Origin of the sequence: Chitinophaga niastensis (genome assembly GCF_003014755.1) — a bacterium.
In the GTDB taxonomy this organism is placed as follows: domain Bacteria; phylum Bacteroidota; class Bacteroidia; order Chitinophagales; family Chitinophagaceae; genus Chitinophaga; species Chitinophaga niastensis.
Genome location: NZ_PYAW01000004.1, coordinates 562617 through 585696, shown reverse-complemented (window position 1 = coordinate 585696; position 23080 = coordinate 562617). Strand labels below are relative to the sequence as shown.

The following is a 23080-nucleotide window of genomic DNA, read 5'->3' as shown; positions in this document are numbered from 1 at the left end:
AATCGGGAAAAATAGTGCCTGAGATTAAAACCAGCTTAAAATTGGCTTAAATATTGACCGTATTGGCACTCAACACATTATTTATTTTTGCAATAACTATTATTTAAGCATTTGCTTAAATAATGATACCTTTGAATAATACCTGATAAAACTGCCAGATATGCGAAACGAAAATGTTTGCATCAGGGAAGATGCAAATCCTGTTCAGATAAGTGAAGGCCGTAGGAAAATTACAGTTGCAGCAACGGCATTGTCTCAATTATCATCCTTGTTATCACTCGCCGGAAATGAGGTACGGCTTAAAATCCTATATCTGCTGGATGAAGAAAAAGAATTGTGTCCCTGCGACCTGAGTGATATGCTGAATATGACCATTCCGGCGGTATCACAGCATTTACGAAAACTAAAAGATGGCGGGATGGTCACCTTTAGAAGATCCGGGCAAACAATATTCTATTCCCTGCGGCATGAGCATATTAAGCTGCTGCGGCCGTTTTTTAAGTTGATAGATCAAACTAATCTAAACCCTACTCCACTATGAATAAAGGGAAAAACAACAAATTCCTTTTAGGAACCGGGTTATTGCTGGCTACTTCTTCCAGTCTTTGTTGCATTGCACCTGTATTAAGTATTATAGGTGGCATCAGCGGAGCCGGTGCTGCATTTGGCTGGATTGCTCCATTAAGGCCCTATCTCCTGGGACTGATGGTGGTTACATTAGGTTTCTCTTTTTACAAAGCCTATACTCCACCCAAAAAAAATGATTGCGGATGCGGGGATAAGAAAAGTCTTTTTCAATCAAAAAAAGTGCTTTGGAGTATTGCCATTATAGCTGTATTGCTCTCTACATTTCCATATTATGCCGGGTATTTTTCGGCAAACAGGAAACAAACGGTGCAGCCAATAAATAATACCCACCTGCAGCAAGTTGTATTTCATGTAAGCGGAATGTCCTGCAAAGACTGTGAAGGTCACATTACCGCAGCAGCAGTTTCTTTACCCGGAGTAACGCAAGCCAATGCATCTTACGAGCAACAACTCGCCTGGCTTGAATTTGACAGTACCAGGATCAGTGCGAAACAGTTATCTGCTAACATTCAAAAGGAAACAGGTTACATCATTACACCATAATAGCTAAACTACGTATTCAAATGTCTGCAAAACAAATAATTACTGAATCTGTTATTATCTGCCCTCATTGCGGATTTCAAAAGCTGGAAGTCATGCCAACGGATGCCTGTCAGTATTTCTATGTATGCACCAATTGTAAGGAACGCCTGAAACCTAAAGCGGGCGACTGTTGTGTGTATTGCAGTTATGGAACCGTAAAATGCCCTCCCATGCAGGACGGCACATGCCATTGCTGATAAAAAGATTAAAACGTATGGAGCAGATATCCAGGTATATTTCTATTTTTAACGGATGGCAACTACAATTAACCGGCTATCGTCATGAGCCGAATGCTGCAAATAATATGTTTCATAGCCGTAATGGTCTGCCTCCTGTCGGCGGGCGGGAAAGTCTATCATACCGCTACGCCGTTAAAGATCATTTACCCTGATTATTTTGGCAACCGGATAATGATACCAGCGGATAATCCTACTACTAGCGAGGGTGTTTATTTAGGCAGAATGCTCTTTTATGAAAAAGCATTGTCGGCCAATAACAAGATCTCCTGCGCCACTTGTCATCAACAGTCGCTGGCTTTCACAGATGGTAAAGCATTCAGTGCGGGCGTAGACGGAACCTTGCAACCGCGCAATACCATGTCGCTAGCCAATCTTTTGTGGGTGCGTCATTTCTTTTGGGATGGCAGGGCAACCAGCCTGGAAATGCAGGCGGCCACTCCCCTCACTAATACCCATGAAATGGGGCAATCACTGGAGGTATCAGCCAATAAGCTGCAAAAGCGCTATACACCGTTATTCCGCAACGCTTTTGGCTCAGACAGTATCACAGGAGACAAAATCGTGAAAGCCCTTGCACAGTTTGAACGGACACTGGTATCTGCCAATTCCAACTATGATAAATATCTGCGTGGCGAATATCAACCTACTGCATCGGAGCTACATGGCATTGCGCTCTTTTATAGCAGCCCGGAACCAACCAGGCATAGTCGTGGTGCCGGCTGCGGCCACTGCCACGGAGGACCAAAAACATTCAGTGATCTTTTCCATAACAATGGGCTTGACATTATTCCGAAAGATGCGGGTCGTGAAAAAATTACCGGTCAGGCTTACGACAGCGGCAGGTTCAGGGTAGTGTTGCTAAGAAATATTGCACTCACTGCACCTTACATGCACGATGGCCGTTTTACCACACTGGAAGAAGTAGTAGCACATTATAATGAACATGTAGCGCAAAGCAACACGCTGAGTCCTTTTTTACAAGGCAATTCAAATTCAGTTAATGGTACATCACTGGATTTAAACAGCCAGGAGAAAAGGGATCTTATTGCCTTTCTGCATATGCTTACAGATTCCTCCTTTATTAGGGATAAACGTTTTTCAAATCCATTCTTAAATTAACAGCTGTGAAACTATTTACCTTTCCTACCTCCTTACTTCTTTTATTTATGCTCTCCCGGCAGGCTACTGCACAGGAAAATCCGGCGAAGCCTTTTTTAAAAGTGTCGGGAGAAGTAACTACTCCGCTGACTTTATACGCGGATGATATTACAAAAATGCAGCACAGCACTGTTATCATGAAAGACCGCGACGGCAAAGAACACAGTTACACAGGTGTTGCCATACAGGACATCCTGGAACGGGCGGGTGTTACTACAGGTAAACAACTACGGGGAGAAAATCTCACCAAATACCTCATGGTAAAATGTGCTGACGGCTATGAAGTGTTATTTTCCCTGGCGGAACTGGACAGTAGTTTTACGGATCGTAAAGTGATCCTTGCAGATAAAACGGAGGGGGCTCCGCTGCCCAATGGCAAAGGGCCTTTCAGGTTGGTAGTACCTGGTGAAAAGAAACCTGCCCGCAGCAGTTTCCAGGTAACTGAATTTGTGGTAAAATTTGCGAAGGAGTAATTAAAGCAGCTTTGTAAGAAAGCTGTAAAGGTTTTTCGCCAAATGCCGCAAATTATTGGCGCAAAAAACCTTATTTTCATTACAAACTCACCCCATATGAACCGGAGAAATTTCCTGCATGCAGGTTCCCTAACAAGTCTGGGCATAATGGCCGCCAAACTTTCAGGCTGGGCTGCAACTACCGGCACATCGCATCCTCTGGAGGAAGCCACCATTACACAGTTACAGGAAAACATGCAAAAAGGATCGGAAACCTCCGTATCCATTACCCAATCATATATCAACCGGATCCTGGCCATTGATCAAAAAGGGCCCACCCTGAAAGCAGTGATAGAGCTGAATCCCGATGCCCTGTCCATTGCAGCAGCCCTGGACAAAGAAAGGCAACAAGGCCGTATCAGAGGTCCTTTACATGGCATTCCGGTGCTGATAAAAGACAATATTAATACTGCCGATCAGATGATGACCACTGCCGGCTCGCTGGCATTGTCCGGCAATAAAGCGAAGGCAGATGCCTTTATTATTCGTCAACTGCGTTTAGCCGGTGCCGTACTGTTGGGTAAAACCAACCTGAGTGAATGGGCTAATTTCCGGTCAGAACACGCTACCAGTGCCTGGAGTAGTCGCGGCGGGCAAACCAAATGCCCATACATATTAGACCGTAACCCCTCCGGCTCCAGCGCAGGTTCTGCTGTAGCCACTGCTGCCAATCTGTGTACCGTGAGCATTGGTACAGAAACGGATGGTTCCATTGTATCTCCTGCTTCCATCAATGGATTAGTGGGTATCAAACCTACTGTTGGTTTGTGGAGCCGTTCCGGTATCATTCCCATTTCAGCTACACAGGATACCGCCGGCCCTATGGCCCGTAGTGTAAAGGATGCCGCCATTTTGTTAGGTCCCCTTACCGGTGTTGATGCAACAGATCCCGTAACAAATGAAAGTAAGGGCAAGGCGCTGAAAGATTATACAAAGTTCCTGGATAAAAATGGCCTGAAAGGAAAACGTATCGGTATTGAAAAATCGCATTTCACTGCCAACCCCGATCTGGTACAACTTTTACGGGATGCCATGACTGTGCTGGAAGCACAGGGCGCCACGATAGTAGAAGTGGATTTACTGAAAGCCCTGGAGCCCATCGGCCGCCGCTCAGAATTTCTTGTTTTACTCTATGAATTTAAAGACGGTGTAAATCGTTATTTATCCGGTACAGATTTGACTATCCGTTCACTGAAAGATGTCATTGCTTTTAATGAAGCGCATGCGGCACAGGTGATGCCTTTTTTCAAACAGGAAACATTGACTGACAGCAACAATAAAGGCGATCTTAGCAGCCCTGAATATACAGTAGCATTAACCCTGACACTCAGTTCCCGGAAGATCATTGCTGAGCTGATGGCGCAGCATCAACTGGATGCTTTGTCGGGCATTACTAATGGCCCTGCATGTTGTATTGACCTTGTAAACGGGGACTATGATAATGGCCCCTCCCTGTCCACTCCTGCCGCTATTTCCGGCTTCCCTCACATTACGGTGCCCATGGGTCTTGTACATGGATTACCGGCCGGTATATCCTTTTTTGCAACTGCTTACACCGAGCCACAACTTATTTCCATGGCTTATGCGTATGAACAGGCTTCGCATAAACGTACCATACCCGCGTTTAAAACCGATCTGCCGGGTTAAAAATTTATCATCATCATCGTCTAAAATAAAAATCAGGTTATTTTTCGCAGCGTACTTTTATAACTTAGTAAAAGTAGCATTCCCCCCGCTTTTGGTATCCGGGGCGGATCGTTATGCGTATTGGTTATACGTGTTTTTTATTGGTCGAATGAAATTTCACTTTTGTCTAAAAAAATATTTTCCTGTTTTACTTATTGTAAAATTGCAGGTAATACCAAAATCTGTTCACGCGTATTTAAAGTGCATAAAAAGCTGTAGCACTATCCTGCTTATTACCATCAATCTATCTAACCAAAATTAACTTAGCATGAGCAAAAACATCAAATCTCTCGCGATTCTGGCCCTCGCAGTAACTATGATTACTGCGTGTTCTAAATCTAACCAAACACCTGTTGTTCCTCAACTTCAGCAGGATAATTCAAAACAAGTACTGGCGTACATTCAGCATTTAGGATTCCCCGCTTCCAGTATCCAGGAAAACAAAAATGAATACATTGTTGAAGAAGATATCCTCTTCCCGAAAAACATGAAGGTACCGGTTGATGATGGTAAGCCTAAAACAGAACAGTACTATACCGGTGCCAGTACCCTGTTGACTCTTGCCAACAGTATGAATATCCGTTTGAAAGTAGACCCTTCTATGAACAGTATGATGGCTGAGATCAATTCGGCCATCAACCAATGGAACACTGTTCCCGCAACGTCTATCCACTGGACCATTGTTACCGGCACCTCTTATGATGTATACATCCAGAATGCGAACCTTGGCTCCGGTATTTGCGGACAGGGTACATTCCCATCCGGAGGTGCTGCAGGCGGATTGATCAGAATAAACATAGCACAAATTGCCGGAAACAGTTTTGCACAACGCCAAAGAACCATTACACATGAAATGGGGCACTGCATATCATTCAGGCACACCAACTGGGCAGCTATTGGTGAGCCCTTTGCTGCCGCAGTACCAGGTGTAGGCGGAACAGATGCTTCCTCTATTATGAATGGTGGTCAGTGTGGTAGTGGCGCTACAGTATTATCTACAAAAGATAAACAAGCTACATCCGCATTATACCCCTGATAACAAACAGCCGGATAGGTACAGCTTTCTATGAAACACAAAAGGCATTATATCTTATGGTATAATGCCTTTTGTATTTGATACCTTCATGATTCAAAAATACAGGGCAATTCTGAATTCTTTTAGAATTTACATGATTGATCCCGCAACATAAGAAATGCCGGCTAAAATAGGGTATCGGATTGCTTGGAGGAGTTATTATTTTATATTAACTTCCATCTAATGAGTTGAAGTATCAGCTGTCGGGCCCCAAAGAATGTTTTGTCAAGTCCCCTTATGTTACATCCTGATTGGTTTTCATAATTTTTTTATTGAGCACACTTCATATTACTAATTTTCACTGTATCGACCAATACGATGCCCCAACACCGGCAACTATCAAAACCATTTACAATAACACCACTATTCCACCCAACAGGTGGGCGAATTCAAATAATCAACGTCTTTAACAATAAAAACTGACAGCATGCAAACGAAGATATTAGACTTGTTGAAGAGTTTGTTCGCATTATTATTCTTCCACTTCAAGGTCATTTTTGAAAAGCTTTCGGGTGCAAAGGACCAAATCCCATTGCGTTACCTGGTGTCCGATTTTTTCAGTGTATTAAGAAGCTGTGGTATGTTTTCCATATTGAATATTCTTGCATTTTTTGTTTTCACCATGTTACCTCAGGGCAGGGATGTACTGCTGATAATAGTGGAAGAAATAGCCATTCAACACCGGATTGGCAATTTATTCTGGTTGCTGGGCGGTGTATTCCTATGGAGTGTTGTATCCGAATATGGCAGCAGGTACGCTATTTATGTAACGGATAATTCAGGTAAAAGTTTATCGGAAGAAAGGGTTAGATGGAGGAAGGCCGTACAGGAAACGGTTGCAAATATGTTTTTACTCGTGCCTTTTTTAATTGTATTTGCCAGTTTCCTGATCAATTACCTACGGGATAATACACTTACAACTACACAGAAAAACTGGGGCTTCGGCATACCGGTTGCCTGCCTGTATTTTGTATTAAATGTGCTGGCCAGGGCTTATTTCAGTGGTATACCATTGAAAAAAAAGAGCGTAGATAGCTCATTATATGAGGACAGTGCAGGAAAAGAAACTGAATATACAGCAACGGAGAAGAAACCATCAGGGTTCATGTCTTTTATGCAGCTGCTGCCTGCTGAACAACGCTGGTGCAATAAATTGATAGGTATTTACAATGAATACCTGTTTACGCTCCGTAAGCCTTCCAGTTTCTCCGCACAAATAAATAAACCTATAAAGGAATTTGCGGAGACATTCTTAAAACTGGATAAAGAAGGACAGGATAGATTTCTGCAGCAACCGGAGAATATGACGGCTGAGACCATTGTGCCTGATAGCTTTATACCTAAGGTATCCAGTTACAATCAGAACAAAAATGATGAGCTGTACAAGTGGGTCTATGAAATTCCGCTTAGCTTTTATGCCAGTTTGCATAAGCAACTAAAAGTCATTGTACTTACCAGCATTTTTATTTTTACTGTTATCTGCTTTCTGCCGGTATATGCCTATGAATATATAGGTGCGCCGGGACTGGTGATCATTGCCTTTACTTGTTGGAGTGGTATGTATATAGGATTGCTGTACCTTGATTACGCCGTGTTGCGGAAAGCAAAGTTTTCCATGCGTTTCTTTTTAACTGTTTTACTGATCGCAAGTTCTTTCCTGAATAATGATCACCAGGTAAGATATAACGAGCATGGTCTTGTTGACAGACGGCCAGTATTATCCAATCATTTCGACAAATGGTTTGAAAACTACAAGGGAGACTCCTTTCATACAAGGTATCAATTCAAATGGATCAAAGACACGAAAACAAGATACCCTGTTATATTTGTTTGCGCCGAGGGAGGTGCATTAAGGACAGGCGCTTTTGCGGCGCAGACACTCAGTTTTTTAGAAGATAATTTCGTAAGGGAAAAGGATTCTTTTATCTATAAAAGGGCGGTGGAGAATGACAAAATAGCGCTTGATAATAATCAGCCCGCTACCAATGTGGCCGACTATTATCAGCGGAAAATAGCGGGAAAAGATATTGGAAGTACTTTTAAAAAAGCCGTTTATGCTTACTCCGGTGTATCCGGAGGTGCTTTGGGGCTGGCTTTCTTTAATGCGATTGCATATCTTACGCCGGATAACAAACACAAAAGCGATTCCCTCTCCCAATTGACGAATACCTTTTTTAACCAGGATTACTTGTCGCCCGTGATAGGTAAAATGTTTTACGGAGATTTCCTGAATCTTTTTATTCCCTTTCATATTAAACGTTTCGACCGGGCCATCGCATTGGAACAAAGTTGGGAAAACGGATACCTGAAAACCATCACTACAAATGCAACAGATATTTTCTCTGATGACTACCTGGGGCAATATGATAGTACACATATTCACCCTGCCATGTTTGTTAATACAACAGAAGTAGAAAGTGGTTTACAGTGCTGGTTAAGTAATGTAAAACCGGATAGCGGTATGTATTTTGGAGATGAGCGCGACCTGTTTTTAAGAAAATTAAAGGGTGGCATCAACTACAGTACGATGGTTAACTTTAGTTCCAGGTTCCCGCTTTTTTCTCCTGCAGCAAACGTCAGGCAAAACGAAAATATGAAATTGCATTATATAGATGGAGGGTATGCCGAAAATACAGGCGCGGGCACTATGTTTGAAATATTACAATCGTTGAAGGCAAGATCCAGTTATTTCAAAAATGATGAAGTAGTTCCGTTTGTATTTGTCCTGAAGTTCAGTGATGAAAAAGATGACGAATTCCAGAATATTAATCTTGGTAATGAAGTAATGGAAATTGTTGACGGTATATATGATACCAGGGCCGGGCGTTCAACGATGGCCATGGAGCAACTTAAAAGATACACCGAGCAGGAGCTTCATGGCAGGTTAATCACGCTGTCGTTAAGTAAATCCGGTAGCCAGGTGCCGCTGAACTGGGTATTATCTGCCACCAGTCTTAATAATCTTAAAAATGATATAGAAGATAAATGGAAAAAAAGGGAGGTGAATGATCTTAACAAATTTTTCCTGCTGAATGCAGCATGCGTACGACTGGCGGATACTGCAAAATGTGCAATAATAAAATAATCCCCGGGGAAGTCTCCCGCTTTAATGCATAACTGGCATCACGATAAAGCCAATCTAAAAGCTTTCCCTAAGGATAAATACTGGTCATGTTGGCGATCTGCAGTTCCAGTAACATCACCTGTAACTTAATCACTTCTGTCTGATAGCGAATACTCTCATTCTTATAGTCCTGATTATACAGCGCTATCAGTTCGGCACTTTCTAATATACCGGCAAGTGTGGATTGCATATCCTGGGGTGCAGGCCTGATATTATCATCTTTTTCTGAAGATGTAGTAGTTTTCATATTTATGGTTTTAATGGGGCATCTCTATTAACATACATGGTCCTTCATTTGAGGCAGCAGCATGCATTCTTATTGCTGCCGGTTGGTTGTTGTATCAAAAAATGGTCTTCCCTGGAATTAGCCTATTTATAAAGATAAGGAAATTGCTTCGTTGAAAGTACGGGATAGTATCCTAATTACTCCCTTATAAGCATCTTTTTATACGGGAAACGTAAGTGCGGGATTTTAAATATCCTGACATTTACACGGGAACATTGTAATTCCACTATAAAATAATCACTGTAATTTCTAATACCCTTCAAGATGGTAAGCATTCATCAACTGGCATCGTTATATATAATCCTAAACTACTGATGTATACATTGTATAAATTATCTGCACTATCCTATTAAACAAAAATAATACTGATAGAAACTAAATTTTTCTTCCAATGCAAGTGACCATCTTTTGTGTTTCTGATCTACTGTTAATATCATAAAAGTATGAAGGAAAAACAATAGCCACTGTGTTGATAGTTTTATGGAAGATAAAGCTCATTCTTAGTCATATTATGGGGATGAGTAAATAGACACGCATACCAAACTGGCAGTTATTGATGCATCGTAGCAAACATTGCGGTAAAGAAAATGGGGTAGCCGAAAACCATCAGAACAGAGTAGGCGAATTGCAAAATTAAAGTTTAGCTTTTTGATTTAAAAGGCGCCTGTTATTATGAAAAAAGAAAGAACCATGCTGGCTGCCATTGCAGTTGTAGCAGTTATTAGCGGCGGATTAGCCGTTAAAGCGAAGACTTGGGGAGCGCGCCTATTCTGTAGCACAAAAGCTACATGTACGTGTCCTGTATTATTAAACAAAACCACTACCACTAATATAAATGCTCCACTTTCATTTTGTACAACTGACCCGGTTGGCTGTTGCAATTTTGCAGTCCATGTAACCGTAGTACAATAAAATGGGCATTTTATAACCAGCGCAGAAAGATGTTATGCATAAAGATGCGGGCTATTTAAGTAATCGTTTGATAGCTGATATTTATAAGGTTAAAAGCATATTAACAGGTAACTATTGATGCATCTTAGCAAATAATGTGGTGATTAAAATGGGGTAGCCGAAAACCATCAGAACAGAGTAAGCGAATTGTAAAATTAAAGTTTAGCTTTTTGATTTAAAAAGCGCCTATTCGTATGAAAAAAGCAAGAATTATGCTGGCTGTCATTGCAGTTGTAGCTGTAGTTGGTGGTGGATTGGCCGTTAAAGCAAAGACTTTGGGAGGTGTAATATATTGTAGCACTACAAAATCCGATCATTGCCCCGTAAAACTTAACTATACTATTACTCCCTTTTCAGGCGTGACTTCATTTTGTACTACTGACCCAGTTGCCGTTTGCAATTTAACTTATATAACGCCGCATCTATAAAATGGGCATCCTACTGCCAGCGCGGAAAGATGCTTTGCCTATATAATGCACGTCTATTTAATCAATTGTTTCAAAAGGGAACCACCACAAAACTACTTTTGTGGTGGTTCCCTTTTGAAACGAGGCCTCTTTGATAGCGGATATCACGTATATTGCTCTTTCTAAATCTATCATCCTATTCATTTAATTGTTGATAATAATCCAGTCCCGGGAGTCTTTATACTATCATCTAATTCCAATCCATCATCTATTCCTTTCATTTTAGCAGGTATACCCTTTGTCATCCATTTAGGTGGTAGTGCGCCTTTCAGATAATGATCAAAAAACTGCGTAACCCGGATGGTAAAGTCCTTGGTTGCTTTTTCATCTACAAGTGAATGCGCTTCTCCGTCATACTGCAGCATCCAGGCTTTTTTACCAAGGCGACGCAACGCAGTAAAGAATTCTACTCCCTGGGCAAAGGGCACCACAGCATCCTCCTTGTTGTTCATCAATAGAAGTGGTGTGGTCACTTTATCTGCACGAAAAATAGGGGAATTTTTTATATATAAATCCGGTCTTTGCCAAAGCGTAGGGCCTATCCGTAACTGATCTACTTCACAAAAAAATTGCAGACTCGCTCCGTTTCTCATTAGAGATCCATAATCACTAATTAAATCAGCTATTCCTGATGCGGACATAGCAGCAGCGAATAAGTTGGTATGCGTTACAATATAATTCGTTTCGTATCCCCCAAAACTATGTCCCTGTATTCCCATTTTAGCAGCATCTACCCAAGGGAATTTAGCTAAGTATTTTGCGGCAGAAACAACCGAATTATAAGCACTTTTCCCAGGCTCACCCACAGTATAATGAATATCAGGAGTAACAACTAAATAACCATTACTAACAAACCAGGGAATGTTTATCCAACCTGGAGAAGCTTCAGGTTCCCGATATTGATTTAGCTCATCCGACATTTTTTCATAATAATAAAAAATTACCGGGTACTTCTTTTTCGGATCAAAGTTCGTTGGTTCATACAGCACCCCTTGTGTGGAATATCCATCAAAGGTTTTCCAGGTGATTAATGTTGAGCTCAGCCAGTTGTAGGCAGCTTCAGGGTAAACATCGCTTACCGGTATAAAGGTTTTAAAATCTGACGTCCAAAAGTAGTTCCTCGACTGACTGGCGTTGCTACGTTCCACAATATATATTGCTGTATCCCGGGCGGAAGATGCAAGGCTAAAGGTATATGGCCCCATAGTCAACCGCTCAGGATCCCCATTACGACCCAATACAATACTGTAAAAACCGCTGTTTTTAGTCGTCCGGTCAAATGCAGTTAAAATAAGTTTTGCGTTATTAGTGATGGACTTATCATCATACTTCCTCTCATCAGTGAGGCGAAATACAATGTTGTGTTTGCGACCATAACCATTGGTAAGGTTAATAGCCGGCTTTCTCCCCGCCGGATCCACCTGCCAGATATCATACTTGTCACAGATAAGTATTGCCTCCTCATTATCTAACCAGGCTGCTACACTAAGCCCACGAGGCTTGGGAAGAGGATTATCGTCCGATTCGTTATCAACCAGGGGAATAGGGAGGGATTGGGTAATATTGCGGGTCACGCCGGTTGCAACTTCATAACTAAATACATCTTTGTTCAATAAAATGACATATTTCCCTCCTGATTGCACAAATGAAAAATCTCCATCTGCTTGTATTCTATCTCCATTTCTCGTATTTATTAAATAGTTAGTACCCTTACCAAGTGTATTCCAATTTACCTCTTCCATAGCTCCTTTCCTATGGCAGGTAAATGCAATATCATTCGATTTAACTTCGAAAAATCGCATATAATCGATTTCATCTTCCTGCGTCAACCGGATAATGTGATGATCTTCTAATTGGATAGCAGCTGTATAACCACCTTGTTCTCCGTTGTCTAATTCCTCTAATTGTTGCGACTGCAATTTTGGATCTGTATAACTCCAGATATCCACTTTTACTGCATCGGGATTAGGTTTTGGAGCATCCTTTTCTTTTAACCTAAAAAAAATCCTACTGCCATCCTTACTAAAACTAATAATATTATTTAATCGCAAACCAGGGTCTATGCCGGCCGATTGGTTATTGGCCAGTAGGATAGCTTTATCGGTTCCAGATTTATAATACCAGAAAGAAATTGCTGCCTGATTATTCACCTTGGCTTGTACTACGAACGCCAGCTGTTTATTAGTAGCATCAAAAACAAAGTTGTCGGTTTTACTTCTCTGCTCACCTGGTCCTGTAGACCAGATAGGAATCATATTACCATCTGGAAGGTTCACCCAGTTCAACGATTGTGTTATCGCACTATCCTTCTTTGACTCCGTTTGCAGCAGTAACGTCTTACCGTCATTACTCAACAAAAAATTCGTCACTCCTGTAAAAGATTTTTGTCTGCCAGTTGCCATGTTCCGTACTACCAGCTCCTTCCCCTTAGTATTTAACTGGTAAGCCAGGCATTCCCCGTCATCCTGCTTAAAAAGCCAGAAAGAACTGACGTGGGGCAAATATTCAATAGCAGAAGTTCCCAATGTAAGCAGGCACAAACTATCTCCCGACTTCATAAAAACAGCCATGCGACTATCCTGAGTAAATGTTGAATAATCAGTAACGGGTAGCTCCATTTTCCAATTATTGTGGATGGCTTGCAATATCAAAGTACGGCTGTTTACCGGTTGATTATAGATAGTATATAAAGCGTAATTTCCATTATTACTAATAGCTGCATACCTAACTGATGGCCATTTATCAAAAACACTGGTATCAATGGGGGGCTTTTGAGCAAAACAACAGATCGAATAAAAAACAAATGGGATACTTACAATGAAATGTTTCATAGATAAAGCGTATATAAATTACATGTAAACAACAATCATTACAGCAGTAAAGTCCCTACTCTGGCATTGGTTTCTTTAGATATATAAGGTACAAAAAATAAGAAAAACACACAAGATTCTTTGATCCGGGTATTTCTACAGCTCTTTCCTCATCTGTAGATCTGTCAGTTGCATTAATACCCAATTACTCCCTTATAAGCATCTTTTTTATACCTGAAACGTAAGTGTTGGATTTTAAATATCCCGACATTTACATAGGAAAGCATCAGGCAGCATGTAGAAAGGGTGTAATGTTTGGAATATGCTGTTGAGCCACTGTATAACCGGCTACCTGAAAATCCTTTCGAATAAAGAACACTGTAATTCCATTATAACCATTATAAAATAATCACTGTAATTCCTGATACACCTCCAGGGTGTATGCATTCATCATCTGGCACTATAGTACATAACCCTAAACTACTGATGTATGTATTATATATCTATTTTATAGATTATCTACACACTATACTATTAAACAAAAATAGTACAGAGAAAAACTAATATCCTCTTCCAATGGAAGTGATCATCTTTTGTTTTTCAGACTCACAGCTAATATCGTCCAACTATGAGTAAAAAGGCTATCATTATTGGTGCTGGTCCGGCAGGACTCACTGCCGCTTACGAATTATTAAAGAGAACCGATATAATACCTATCATTCTGGAGAAATCCGGAGATATAGGTGGTATTTCCAAAACAGTTAACTATAAGGGTAACCGGATGGATATTGGCGGGCATCGTTTCTTTTCTAAATCGGACCGGGTAATGAACTGGTGGTTCAATATTATGCCGGTGCAAACTGAAGGGCAAAGTAACTTTAACATCAGTTACCAAAATAAATCAAATAAGATAGATGCTGAATCAATTATCCAAGCAGACAACGTGGGAAAAGATCCTGATAAAGTGATGTTGTTGCGCAAACGTTTATCCAGGATCTATTTCCTGCGCAAATTCTTTGCTTATCCTATTCAATTGTCGATAGATACGCTGCGTAAACTTGGGTTACTGAGAACCATCTCGATCATGTTCTCTTATCTGAAAGCGCAGTTATTCCCCCGCAAACCGGAAAAAACACTGGAAGATTTTATGATCAATCGTTTTGGTCATACTTTATATGAGCTCTTTTTTAAAGATTATACCGAGAAAGTATGGGGCATTCCTTGTAATGCTATTTCTGCCGAATGGGGCGCACAGCGCATCAAAGGTGTATCTATCAGTAAAGCCATTCAGCATGCAGCTGCGACGCTCATGAAGCGCAATAAAAAGGGTGATGATATTACTCAAAAAAATACAGAGACCAGTTTAATTGAACAGTTCCTGTATCCCAAATTCGGACCAGGACAATTGTGGGAAGAAGTAGCCAGGCAGGTAGAAGAAATGGGAGGTAAAATATTAATGCATCACGACGTCAAACGTATCTATACATCGTATAATAATAACCAGATAGCCGCTGTTGCAGCTATCAACAATATAACCGGTGAAACCAGTTTGCTGGAAGGCGATTATTTCTTTTCCACCATGCCGGTGCAGGAGTTGATTGCAAGTATGGACGGCACTATACCTGATGAAGTGAAGGAAGTAGCAGCAGGCCTCCAGTACCGGGATTTTATTACCGTGGGCATTTTGCTGAAACAGCTGTCCTTCTTAGATCAAAAGACCGGAGAATGGAAGCCATTGAAACTGGAAGATACCTGGATCTATATACAGGAACAAGCCGTAAAAGTAGGGCGCATACAGTTATTCAACAATTGGAGCCCATATATGGTGAAAGACCCGGATACAATTTGGGTGGGTATGGAATTCTTCTGCAATAAGCAAGATGCCTTCTGGAACCTGAAGGATGAAGAAATTAAACAACTGGCTATTAGTGAACTGGAGAAGATAGGGCTGGCAGCTGTTGCCAATGTGTTGGATACTACAGTACTGCGTATGGAAAAAACATATCCTGCTTACTTTGGAACGTATGATAGGTTTGATACCATCCGACAATATATTGATGGATTTGAAAATATTTTCCTGGTAGGAAGAAATGGAATGCATAAATACAACAACTCCGATCACTCCATGCTGACAGCTATGGTGGCGGTAGATAATATTTATGCGGGGATCACAGATAAAGCCAATATATGGTCGATTAATACGGAGCAGGAATATCATGAGGAGAAAGCGGGCGAAAAAGAAGCAGTCAATACAGAAAACAAATCATCTATGCAAGAACCAATATGGCATCTAAATCTCTGGAATTATATATTTAAAAATCCGGCTTATAAGTGGTTTGTGAAGATTGGCATTATTGGCATCATCCTGCAGTTGGTTGTTTTTAAATATTTATACCCTTATGCAGGCTTTATCAATGGAGATTCTTATGTATATCTGGAAACAGCTTATCATAATTTTGATATTAACACCTACCCCATTGGTTATTCGATGTTCCTGCGGTTATTCAGCGTTTTCACACATTCAGATACCGCGCTGGTAGCGTTTCAATACCTGTTATTGCAAGTGAGCGTTTTATCACTGGTGTTTACAATGTTCTATTTTTACAACCCGGGTAAACCTGTTAAAATATTGCTATTCGGGTATATGCTGTTTAACCCGGTATTTCTGTACCTGTGCAACTATGTATCCAGTGATGCGATGTTTCTATCACTCAGTTTGATATGGTTTACCCTGTTGCTGTGGATCATATACCGGCCAACTACCCGTTTGATAGTATTACATGCGGTAGTATTATTCTTAGCTTTTATGATACGATACAATGCCTTGTACTATCCTATAATAGCATGTATTGCTTTCCTATTATCGAAGCAACGCGTATTACTGAAATTAACTGGATTGGCACTATGTATTGTACTAATAGGATCTTTTGTACGATATACCAGTTCCAAATATTATGAGCTGTCAGGGAAACGCCAGTTCACACCTTTTACTGGCTGGCAAATGGCAAACAATGCCATGTATGCTTACCGCTATATAGATAGCGTGGATGTAAAACCGGTACCAAAGCGGTTCCTGCAATTGGATAAGATGGTACGTCACTATTTTGATACAACTCGCGATGTAAGAACACATCCGGATGAAATGGTACTGGCCAGTACAGTATATATGTGGGATGGCCGTACTCCTTTGCAGCACTACATGAAAGAACAGTTTAAAAAGGATACTGCTGCAGGAGAGCTAAAAAGATGGGCATCAGTGGCACCTTTGTACGCGGGTTACGGTAGTTACCTGATTCGCCAATACCCTTTAACATTTGCCCGATACTATTTGTGGCCCAACGCCATAAAATATTATGTTCCGCCGGTTGAATTCCTCGAAACCTATAATATGGGAGTAGACTCTGTAGAGCCAATAGCTAAGATCTGGTTTGGATATAAAAGCAACAAAATACACAGTCATTTTAAAGATTTTAAAGTAACTATACTTGATTTCTATCCTTTATTGGCAGGTATATTTAATGTACTCTTCTTATTCAGTGCGTTGGGTTTTATTCTCCTGCAAGGCAACAAACAATATCCACTGCTCTCTAAGAGCCTGATACTGATAATAGGTTTGTGGCTGATTAATTTTGGGTTCAGTGTTTTTGCTTCGCCCATTGCTCTCAGGTTTCAAATGTTCCCTATCATAGTTACTGAATCGTTTGCTTTTTTATTCATGGAATTCATCATTAAAGCGGCAATGAGTTCTACACCTGAAGTCCAGAGTCCAGAGACTATGATTTCAAAGTCATACTTATCAGGAACATAAATTTGAAGACAGTCATAAAAGACAAATACGAAGCTATTCACTGAGGCCTTTAAAAATTAAAACTGCAATAAATATGAATATCCGGAAAAATATTGTAGAGATCATTGCATTGTTATTTGTTATCCTGTTTTTATATACTGGTATCAGTAAGGTAATGGATTATCCTGTTTTTAAAGAACAAATTGCCACATCTCCTTTACTAGCACCTGTTTCCCGTTGGATCTCTTGGATGCTGCCGTTGTCAGAATTTGTAGTGACTGTTTTATTAGTTATTCCCCGTTGGCGCTTAAAAGGGCTATACGCCGCCTTGGGGTTGATGCTGATATTTACCGGGTATATTATTTTTATTCTAAACTTTAATGAACAACTTCCCTGCAGCTGCGGAGGCGTATTAGAAATACTTTCGTGGAAAGCACACTTGATATTTAATGGAATTTTTATTGCACTGGCATTGGCGGGTATTGCAATAGGAAAACGATTGATGCAAGCTAAAGAACTCCCCTCCTCTTATAGTTAATCAAGGTTAAAGGATTTACATGAATAAAATAATTTTTCAGAATTTTATTTTACGATTCAACAATCAAAAAAATGAAAAACGCTATTATCTTACTACTGTTGGTTGGGTTATGTGGTTGCTTTGGCCGGGAGCCCGAAAAAACCGTATTGAAAGGCAAATCCATGCCGTCCTTTAATTTGCTACTGGCAGACAGTATTACTCATTTGAATACAATATCCATACCTGCTGGAAAGCCAATTGTATTATTCTATTTCGGACCTAATTGCCCTTATTCCCGTGCACAGATGGATGAAATTATTGAAAATATGCCATCGCTGAAGGATATCCAGTTTTATATTTTCACTACTGCTCCTTTTCCGGAGATGAAAGGATTTTATGATCATTACCAATTAAGAAAATACCCAAATATGGCCGTAGGGTTGGATTACGATAATTTTTTTTCAGATTATTTCAAGGCGATTGGAGTGCCTTATATGGCTATTTATGGAAGAGATAAACGTCTAAACGAAGCGTTTGTTGGCAAAGTGGGGGGGAGTCAGATCAAAGAAATTGCTGAGAAATAAAAATGTTTTACAACCACGCAGGTGTTGCCCTGATCAGATAATACGGTGTGGACAAACCATATCCTGTCAACGGATAGGTTAAGAGGACAAAGCTCAACCTTAATCATGATGGGGATGAGTGAATTAACACTTTCACCAAACTGACAACTATTGATGCATCATAGCAAACTGTATGGTGAAGAAAATGGGATAGCCGAAAACCATCAGAACAGAGTAGGCAAATTGTAAAATTAAAGTTTAGCTTTTTGATTTAAAAAGCACCTATTATTATGAAAAAAGCAAGAATCATCCTGGCTGCTATTGCAGTTGTAGCAATTGTTGGTGGTGGATTAGCCGTTAAAGCGCACACTTTTGGAGCGCGCATTTTCTGTAGCACAGTAGCATCACAGAATTGCCCTCTTTTAGTACCGAACAAAACAATTACCACCCTTACAAGTGCTCCGGTTTCATTTTGTACAGATAATACCATAACTGGTAATTGCCTTTTTACTACCCATGTAACTGTTAAGCAATAAAATGGGGATCTTATAGCCGGTGTAGAAAGATGTTAATCTTATACAATGCACGGCTATCTACGTAATCGTTTCAAAAGGAACCGTCACAAAAGGAATTTTGCGGCGGTTCTTTTTTTATAAATCGCCATTGGATAGCTGATGGTTCATGTACATTAAAAATGGGATTGCCGAAAACGATTAGAACAGAGTAAACAGATTGTAAAATTAAAGTTTAGCTTTTTCATTCAAAAAGCACTTATTATATGAAAAAAGCAAGAATTGCCCTAGCTATTATTGTAATTATAGCAATCGTTGGTGGTGGATTAGCCGTTAAAGCAAAGATTTCGGGATCACGCATATTTTGTAGCCTTGGGCAATCCCAGAATTGTCCTCTTGTATTACTTAACAAAACAATTACTATGTCTGTAAATGCCCCGACTTCATTTTGCACAAATTTAACAACCGGCACATGTCTTTTCCCGACCCATATAACTAACATGCAATAAAATAAATATATGTAGTCACATGGAAAGATATCAGGCCTATACAATAGGCGGCCGTTTAAGTAATCATTTCAAAAGGAAGCGTCATTAAAATAACTCTGAAGCGATTCCCTTTTGAAACGAGCCGCCTTTTGATAGCTGATACTTAGAAGATTGAAAGCATATTAACAGGTAACAATTGACATATCGTAGCAAATAATGTAGTAAATGAAATGGGTGGCCGAAAACCATCGGAATAAAGTGGGAAAATTGTAAAATTAAAATCTAGTTTTAGGATTTAAAAGCAACTATTATTATGAAAAAAAGTAAAATCATATTGGTTACGGCTGTAGTTTTAACAATGATTGGTGGCGGATTAGCCGTTAAAGCACACAATTTTGGGGCATGCATATTCTGTAGCGCTGTGTCATCACCAATTTGCCACGTCCTATAAATCAACAAAACCATTACCACCGATATAAGTGCTACGATTTCATTTTGTGCAAGCACCTCAGTGAACCCATGCACTCTTCTAGTCCATATAACTGTCAGGCAATAAAATGGTTATCCTATGGTTAATACTGATACTATGCTTATATGATTTGTGTCCTTTTAAGTAACCGTTTCAAAAAGGAATCGTCACAAAAACAATTTTTCGGCAATTACTTTTTTTGTGAATCGTCTTTCCATAATAACTACTTCTAAAGTTGAACGCACTTTAGCAGATAACTATTGATGCATCATAACGAAAAAGATATGGTAAAAACGGGGATCTTATATACAATACAAGAAGTGCTATACTTACACAAAATGAGCGGTTATTTAAACAATCGTTTCAAAAAGGGTACTACAAAATTATTTTACAGTGGACGCTCTTTTCTCACTAGTTGTCATTTGATAGCTGACACCATATACAGCTTTATTGCAAGATCATCTATTCATTTGATTACTGATAATAATCCAGGTCCGGGAGTCTTTATACTATCGTCTAACTCCAATCCGTCATCTATTCCTTTCATTTTAGCAGATATACCTCTTGTCATCCATTTAGGTGGTAGAGCCCCCTTCAGATAATGATCAAAAAACTGAGTAATCCGGATAGTATAGTCTTTGATTGCTTTTTCATCTTGAAGTGAATGCGCTTCTCCGTCATACTGCAGCATCCAGGCTTTTTTACCTAAGCGGCGCAACGCCGTGAAAAATTCTACTCCTTGGGCAAAAGGAACTACAGCATCTTCTTTATTGTTCATCAATAAAAGCGGGGTGGTCACTTTATCTGCAAAAAAAATGGGGGAATTCTTTATATATAAACTTGGCTTTCCCCAAAGTGTAGCCCCTATCCGAGTTTGATCTACTTCATAAAAGTATTGTAAACTCCCTCCCTCCTTCGATAAAGATCCATAACCACTAATACAATCAGCTATCCCTGACGCGGACATGGCAGCAGCAAACACATTGGTATGTGTCACAATATAATTAGTTTCATACCCACCAAAACTATGCCCCTGGATCCCCATTTTAGTAGCATCTACCCAAGGGAACTCAGCTAAGTATTTTGCGGCAGAAACAACTGAATTGTAGGCACTTTCGCCAGGTTTACCCGTCGTATAATGAATATCAGGGGTAAAGACTAAATATCCATTACTAACAAACCAAGGAATGTTTATCCAACCTTCCGCGGCTTCGGGCTCCCGGTATTTATTCAGCTCATCCGACAATTTTTCATAATAATAAAAAATTACCGGGTATTTCTTTTTTGGATCAAAGTTCTCCGGTTTATACAGCACCCCTTGTGTGGAACGTCCATCGAAGGTTTTCCAGGTTATTAATGCTGAGCTGAGCCAGTTGTAAGCCGCTTCAGGGTAAACATGACTTAAAGGTGTAAAGGTTTTAAAATCTGATGTCCAAAAGTAATTAGGAGACTGGCTGGCGTTACTTCGCTCCACAATATACGCCGTAGTATCCAATGCTGAGGAAGCAAGGCGAAAGGTATATGGACCCATAGACAATAGCTCAGGATCTCCTTTGCTGCCCAATGCAATACTATAAAAACCACTATTTTTAGTCGTTCGGTCAAATGCATCTAAAATAAGCTTCTCGTTATTAGCAATAAACTTATTGCGATATTTCTTATCCTCAGTCAGGCGAAATACAATGTTATGTTTACGGCCATAACCATTGGTAAGGTTTACTGCTGGTTTTCTTCCTGCCGGGTCCACCTTCCAGATATCATACTTGTCACAGATAAGTACTGCCTCCTCATTATCTAACCAGGCCACTACGCTTAGTCCACGAGGCTTGGGACCTGGATTATCATCAAACTCGTTATCTACCAAGGGAATATGGAGGAATTGGGTAATGTTGCGTGTCACACCGGTTGCAATCTCATAACTCAATACATCCCTATTTAATAAAATGACATATTTCCCTCCTGATTGCACATCTGCTATAAAATTCCCATCTGTTCGTATTCTTTCCCCATTCCTAGTATTTATTAAATAGGTAGCATCACTGCTAACAGCATTAGCATTCCAATTACGCTCATCCCAATTTCCTCTACTGTTACAAGTAAATGTAATATCATTAGATTTAACATCGAAAAATCGTAAATAACTATCATCTACCTCCTGTTGCAAACGGAAGATATGCTGATCATCAATTTGGATAACAGCTGTATAAGTATCTTGTTCTTCTTGGCCAGATTCATATAACTGTTGTGATTGCAATTTCGAATCGGTATAACTCCAAATATCTACTTTTACTGCAACTCTCTTCGGTGTTGGTACTTCCTTTTCTTTTAATGTAAAAAAAAGCCTGTTACCATCCTTACTGAAACTAGTAATATTATTTAATCGTAGACCATGGTCGATACCTACCGATTGATTGTTGACCAACATAATGGCTTTACTAGTTCCCGCCTTATAGTACCAAAAGGAAGTTTCTGAATCATTATCCACACCTTCTTGTACAATATATGCCAACTGAGCATTACTGGCATCAAAAACAAAGTTACTTGCCTTTTTTTCCTGCTCACCAAATCCTGTAGACCAGATAGTAATCATATTACCACTTGGGATGTTCACCCACTTCAACGATAATGTTATAACACTATCCAGCTTTGACTCCGTTTGGAGCAGTATTGTATTACCATCATGACTCAACAAATAGTTAGTTACCCCAGTAAAAGATTCATGGTTGCCAGTCCCCAGGTCACGCAGAACAAATTCCTTTCTCCTATCATTTAACTGGTAAGCTAAGCACTCTTTCCCATCCTGCTTAAAAAGCTGGAAAGAACTGACATGAGGTAAATATTCAACAACAGATGTGCTTAGTGTAAGCAAACATAAAGTGTCTCCGGGCTTGATAAAAACAACCATACGACTGTCCTGAGTTATTGCCGCATTGCCAGTACCCGGTATCTCCATTTTCCAATTAGTATGAATAGCCTGTATTACTAAAGTATGATTGTTTACTGGTTCATTATTAATAGTATATAAAGCATATTCCCCATTATTACTAATAATTGGAGATTTAACCGATAACCATTTACCAAAGACACTGGTGTCTGTGGGTAGTTTTTGAGCAAAACAACAGTAGGTGTAGAACACAAAGAGTGTACATACAATGGCATATTTCATAGACAAGCAATATATAAATTACATATAAACGATTATCATTACAACGAAAAGATTCCCAATCTAGATTAAGTTACTTTGGACATAGAAGATACAAAAAATA

At 39.9% G+C, this 23080-nt stretch carries 17 protein-coding genes; 14 read left to right on the top strand and 3 right to left on the bottom strand.

Going from position 1 to position 23080, the window contains the following annotated elements:
- The first annotated feature begins 160 nt into the window (after positions 1-160).
- The 8 genes from CLV51_RS20895 to CLV51_RS20860 all read left to right on the top strand — a co-directional run bounded on the left by CLV51_RS20895 (position 161) and on the right by CLV51_RS20860 (position 8925).
- Positions 161-541 carry an ArsR/SmtB family transcription factor gene (locus tag CLV51_RS20895; protein ID WP_106530020.1) on the top strand — a complete coding sequence of 127 codons (381 nt, stop codon included), beginning with the start codon at positions 161-163 and terminating at the stop codon, positions 539-541.
- Positions 538-1131 carry a mercuric transport protein MerTP gene (gene merTP / locus CLV51_RS20890; protein WP_106530019.1) on the top strand — a complete coding sequence of 198 codons (594 nt, stop codon included), beginning with the start codon at positions 538-540 and terminating at the stop codon, positions 1129-1131. The genes CLV51_RS20895 and merTP overlap by 4 nt, the downstream gene beginning before the upstream one ends.
- 20 nt (positions 1132-1151) lie before the next feature.
- Complete coding sequence (locus CLV51_RS20885; protein ID WP_106530018.1) at positions 1152-1367, top strand: GDCCVxC domain-containing (seleno)protein; 216 nt, start codon at positions 1152-1154, stop codon at positions 1365-1367.
- Positions 1368-1451: 84 nt separating this feature from the next.
- Positions 1452-2528, top strand: a complete 1077-nt coding sequence (locus CLV51_RS20880) for a cytochrome-c peroxidase (protein WP_106530017.1) — start codon at positions 1452-1454, stop codon at positions 2526-2528.
- A gap of 5 nt (positions 2529-2533) precedes the next feature.
- Positions 2534-3040, top strand: coding sequence for a molybdopterin-dependent oxidoreductase (locus CLV51_RS20875; RefSeq protein WP_245898865.1), 507 nt, complete (start codon positions 2534-2536; stop codon positions 3038-3040).
- Positions 3041-3136: 96 nt separating this feature from the next.
- A complete protein-coding gene (locus tag CLV51_RS20870) occupies positions 3137-4726 on the top strand; it encodes an amidase (protein WP_106530076.1) in 1590 nt (529 codons plus the stop codon).
- A gap of 307 nt (positions 4727-5033) precedes the next feature.
- On the top strand, positions 5034-5801 hold the full coding sequence (locus CLV51_RS20865; RefSeq protein ID WP_106530015.1) for a M57 family metalloprotease: 768 nt from the start codon (positions 5034-5036) through the stop codon (positions 5799-5801).
- Between the two features lie 466 nt (positions 5802-6267).
- On the top strand, positions 6268-8925 hold the full coding sequence (locus CLV51_RS20860; protein WP_106530014.1) for a hypothetical protein: 2658 nt from the start codon (positions 6268-6270) through the stop codon (positions 8923-8925).
- A 67-nt stretch (positions 8926-8992) separates the two neighbouring features.
- Here the strand turns inward: CLV51_RS20860 and CLV51_RS20855 are convergent, their stop codons facing one another.
- The gene (locus CLV51_RS20855) at positions 8993-9211 is read right to left on the bottom strand and encodes a hypothetical protein (RefSeq protein ID WP_106530013.1); all 219 of its coding nucleotides are present in this window, start codon (positions 9209-9211) and stop codon (positions 8993-8995) included.
- A gap of 1184 nt (positions 9212-10395) precedes the next feature.
- Between CLV51_RS20855 and CLV51_RS20845 the strand changes: the two genes are divergently transcribed.
- Positions 10396-10629, top strand: a complete 234-nt coding sequence (locus tag CLV51_RS20845) for a hypothetical protein (RefSeq protein WP_106530011.1) — start codon at positions 10396-10398, stop codon at positions 10627-10629.
- 179 nt (positions 10630-10808) lie between these two features.
- On the opposite strand, the gene CLV51_RS20840 is transcribed toward CLV51_RS20845, so the two are convergent.
- Complete coding sequence (locus tag CLV51_RS20840) at positions 10809-13499, bottom strand: alpha/beta hydrolase family protein (protein WP_106530010.1); 2691 nt, start codon at positions 13497-13499, stop codon at positions 10809-10811.
- Positions 13500-14106: 607 nt separating this feature from the next.
- Here CLV51_RS20840 and CLV51_RS20835 point away from each other — a divergent pair.
- From CLV51_RS20835 to CLV51_RS28950, 5 genes are all read left to right on the top strand, one after another.
- A complete protein-coding gene (locus CLV51_RS20835) occupies positions 14107-17286 on the top strand; it encodes an NAD(P)/FAD-dependent oxidoreductase (RefSeq protein ID WP_106530009.1) in 3180 nt (1059 codons plus the stop codon).
- A 73-nt stretch (positions 17287-17359) separates the two neighbouring features.
- A complete protein-coding gene (locus tag CLV51_RS20830) occupies positions 17360-17803 on the top strand; it encodes a MauE/DoxX family redox-associated membrane protein (protein WP_106530008.1) in 444 nt (147 codons plus the stop codon).
- 71 nt (positions 17804-17874) lie between these two features.
- Positions 17875-18366 (top strand): TlpA family protein disulfide reductase, encoded by a 492-nt coding sequence (locus CLV51_RS20825; RefSeq protein ID WP_106530007.1) that lies wholly within the window; start codon positions 17875-17877, stop codon positions 18364-18366.
- A gap of 269 nt (positions 18367-18635) precedes the next feature.
- Positions 18636-18881 (top strand): hypothetical protein, encoded by a 246-nt coding sequence (locus tag CLV51_RS20820; RefSeq protein WP_106530006.1) that lies wholly within the window; start codon positions 18636-18638, stop codon positions 18879-18881.
- A gap of 242 nt (positions 18882-19123) precedes the next feature.
- The gene (locus CLV51_RS28950; RefSeq protein ID WP_146151337.1) at positions 19124-19366 is read left to right on the top strand and encodes a hypothetical protein; all 243 of its coding nucleotides are present in this window, start codon (positions 19124-19126) and stop codon (positions 19364-19366) included.
- A 914-nt stretch (positions 19367-20280) separates the two neighbouring features.
- On the opposite strand, the gene CLV51_RS20805 is transcribed toward CLV51_RS28950, so the two are convergent.
- On the bottom strand, positions 20281-22980 hold the full coding sequence (locus CLV51_RS20805; protein WP_106530003.1) for an alpha/beta hydrolase family protein: 2700 nt from the start codon (positions 22978-22980) through the stop codon (positions 20281-20283).
- Positions 22981-23080: the final 100 nt, after the last annotated feature.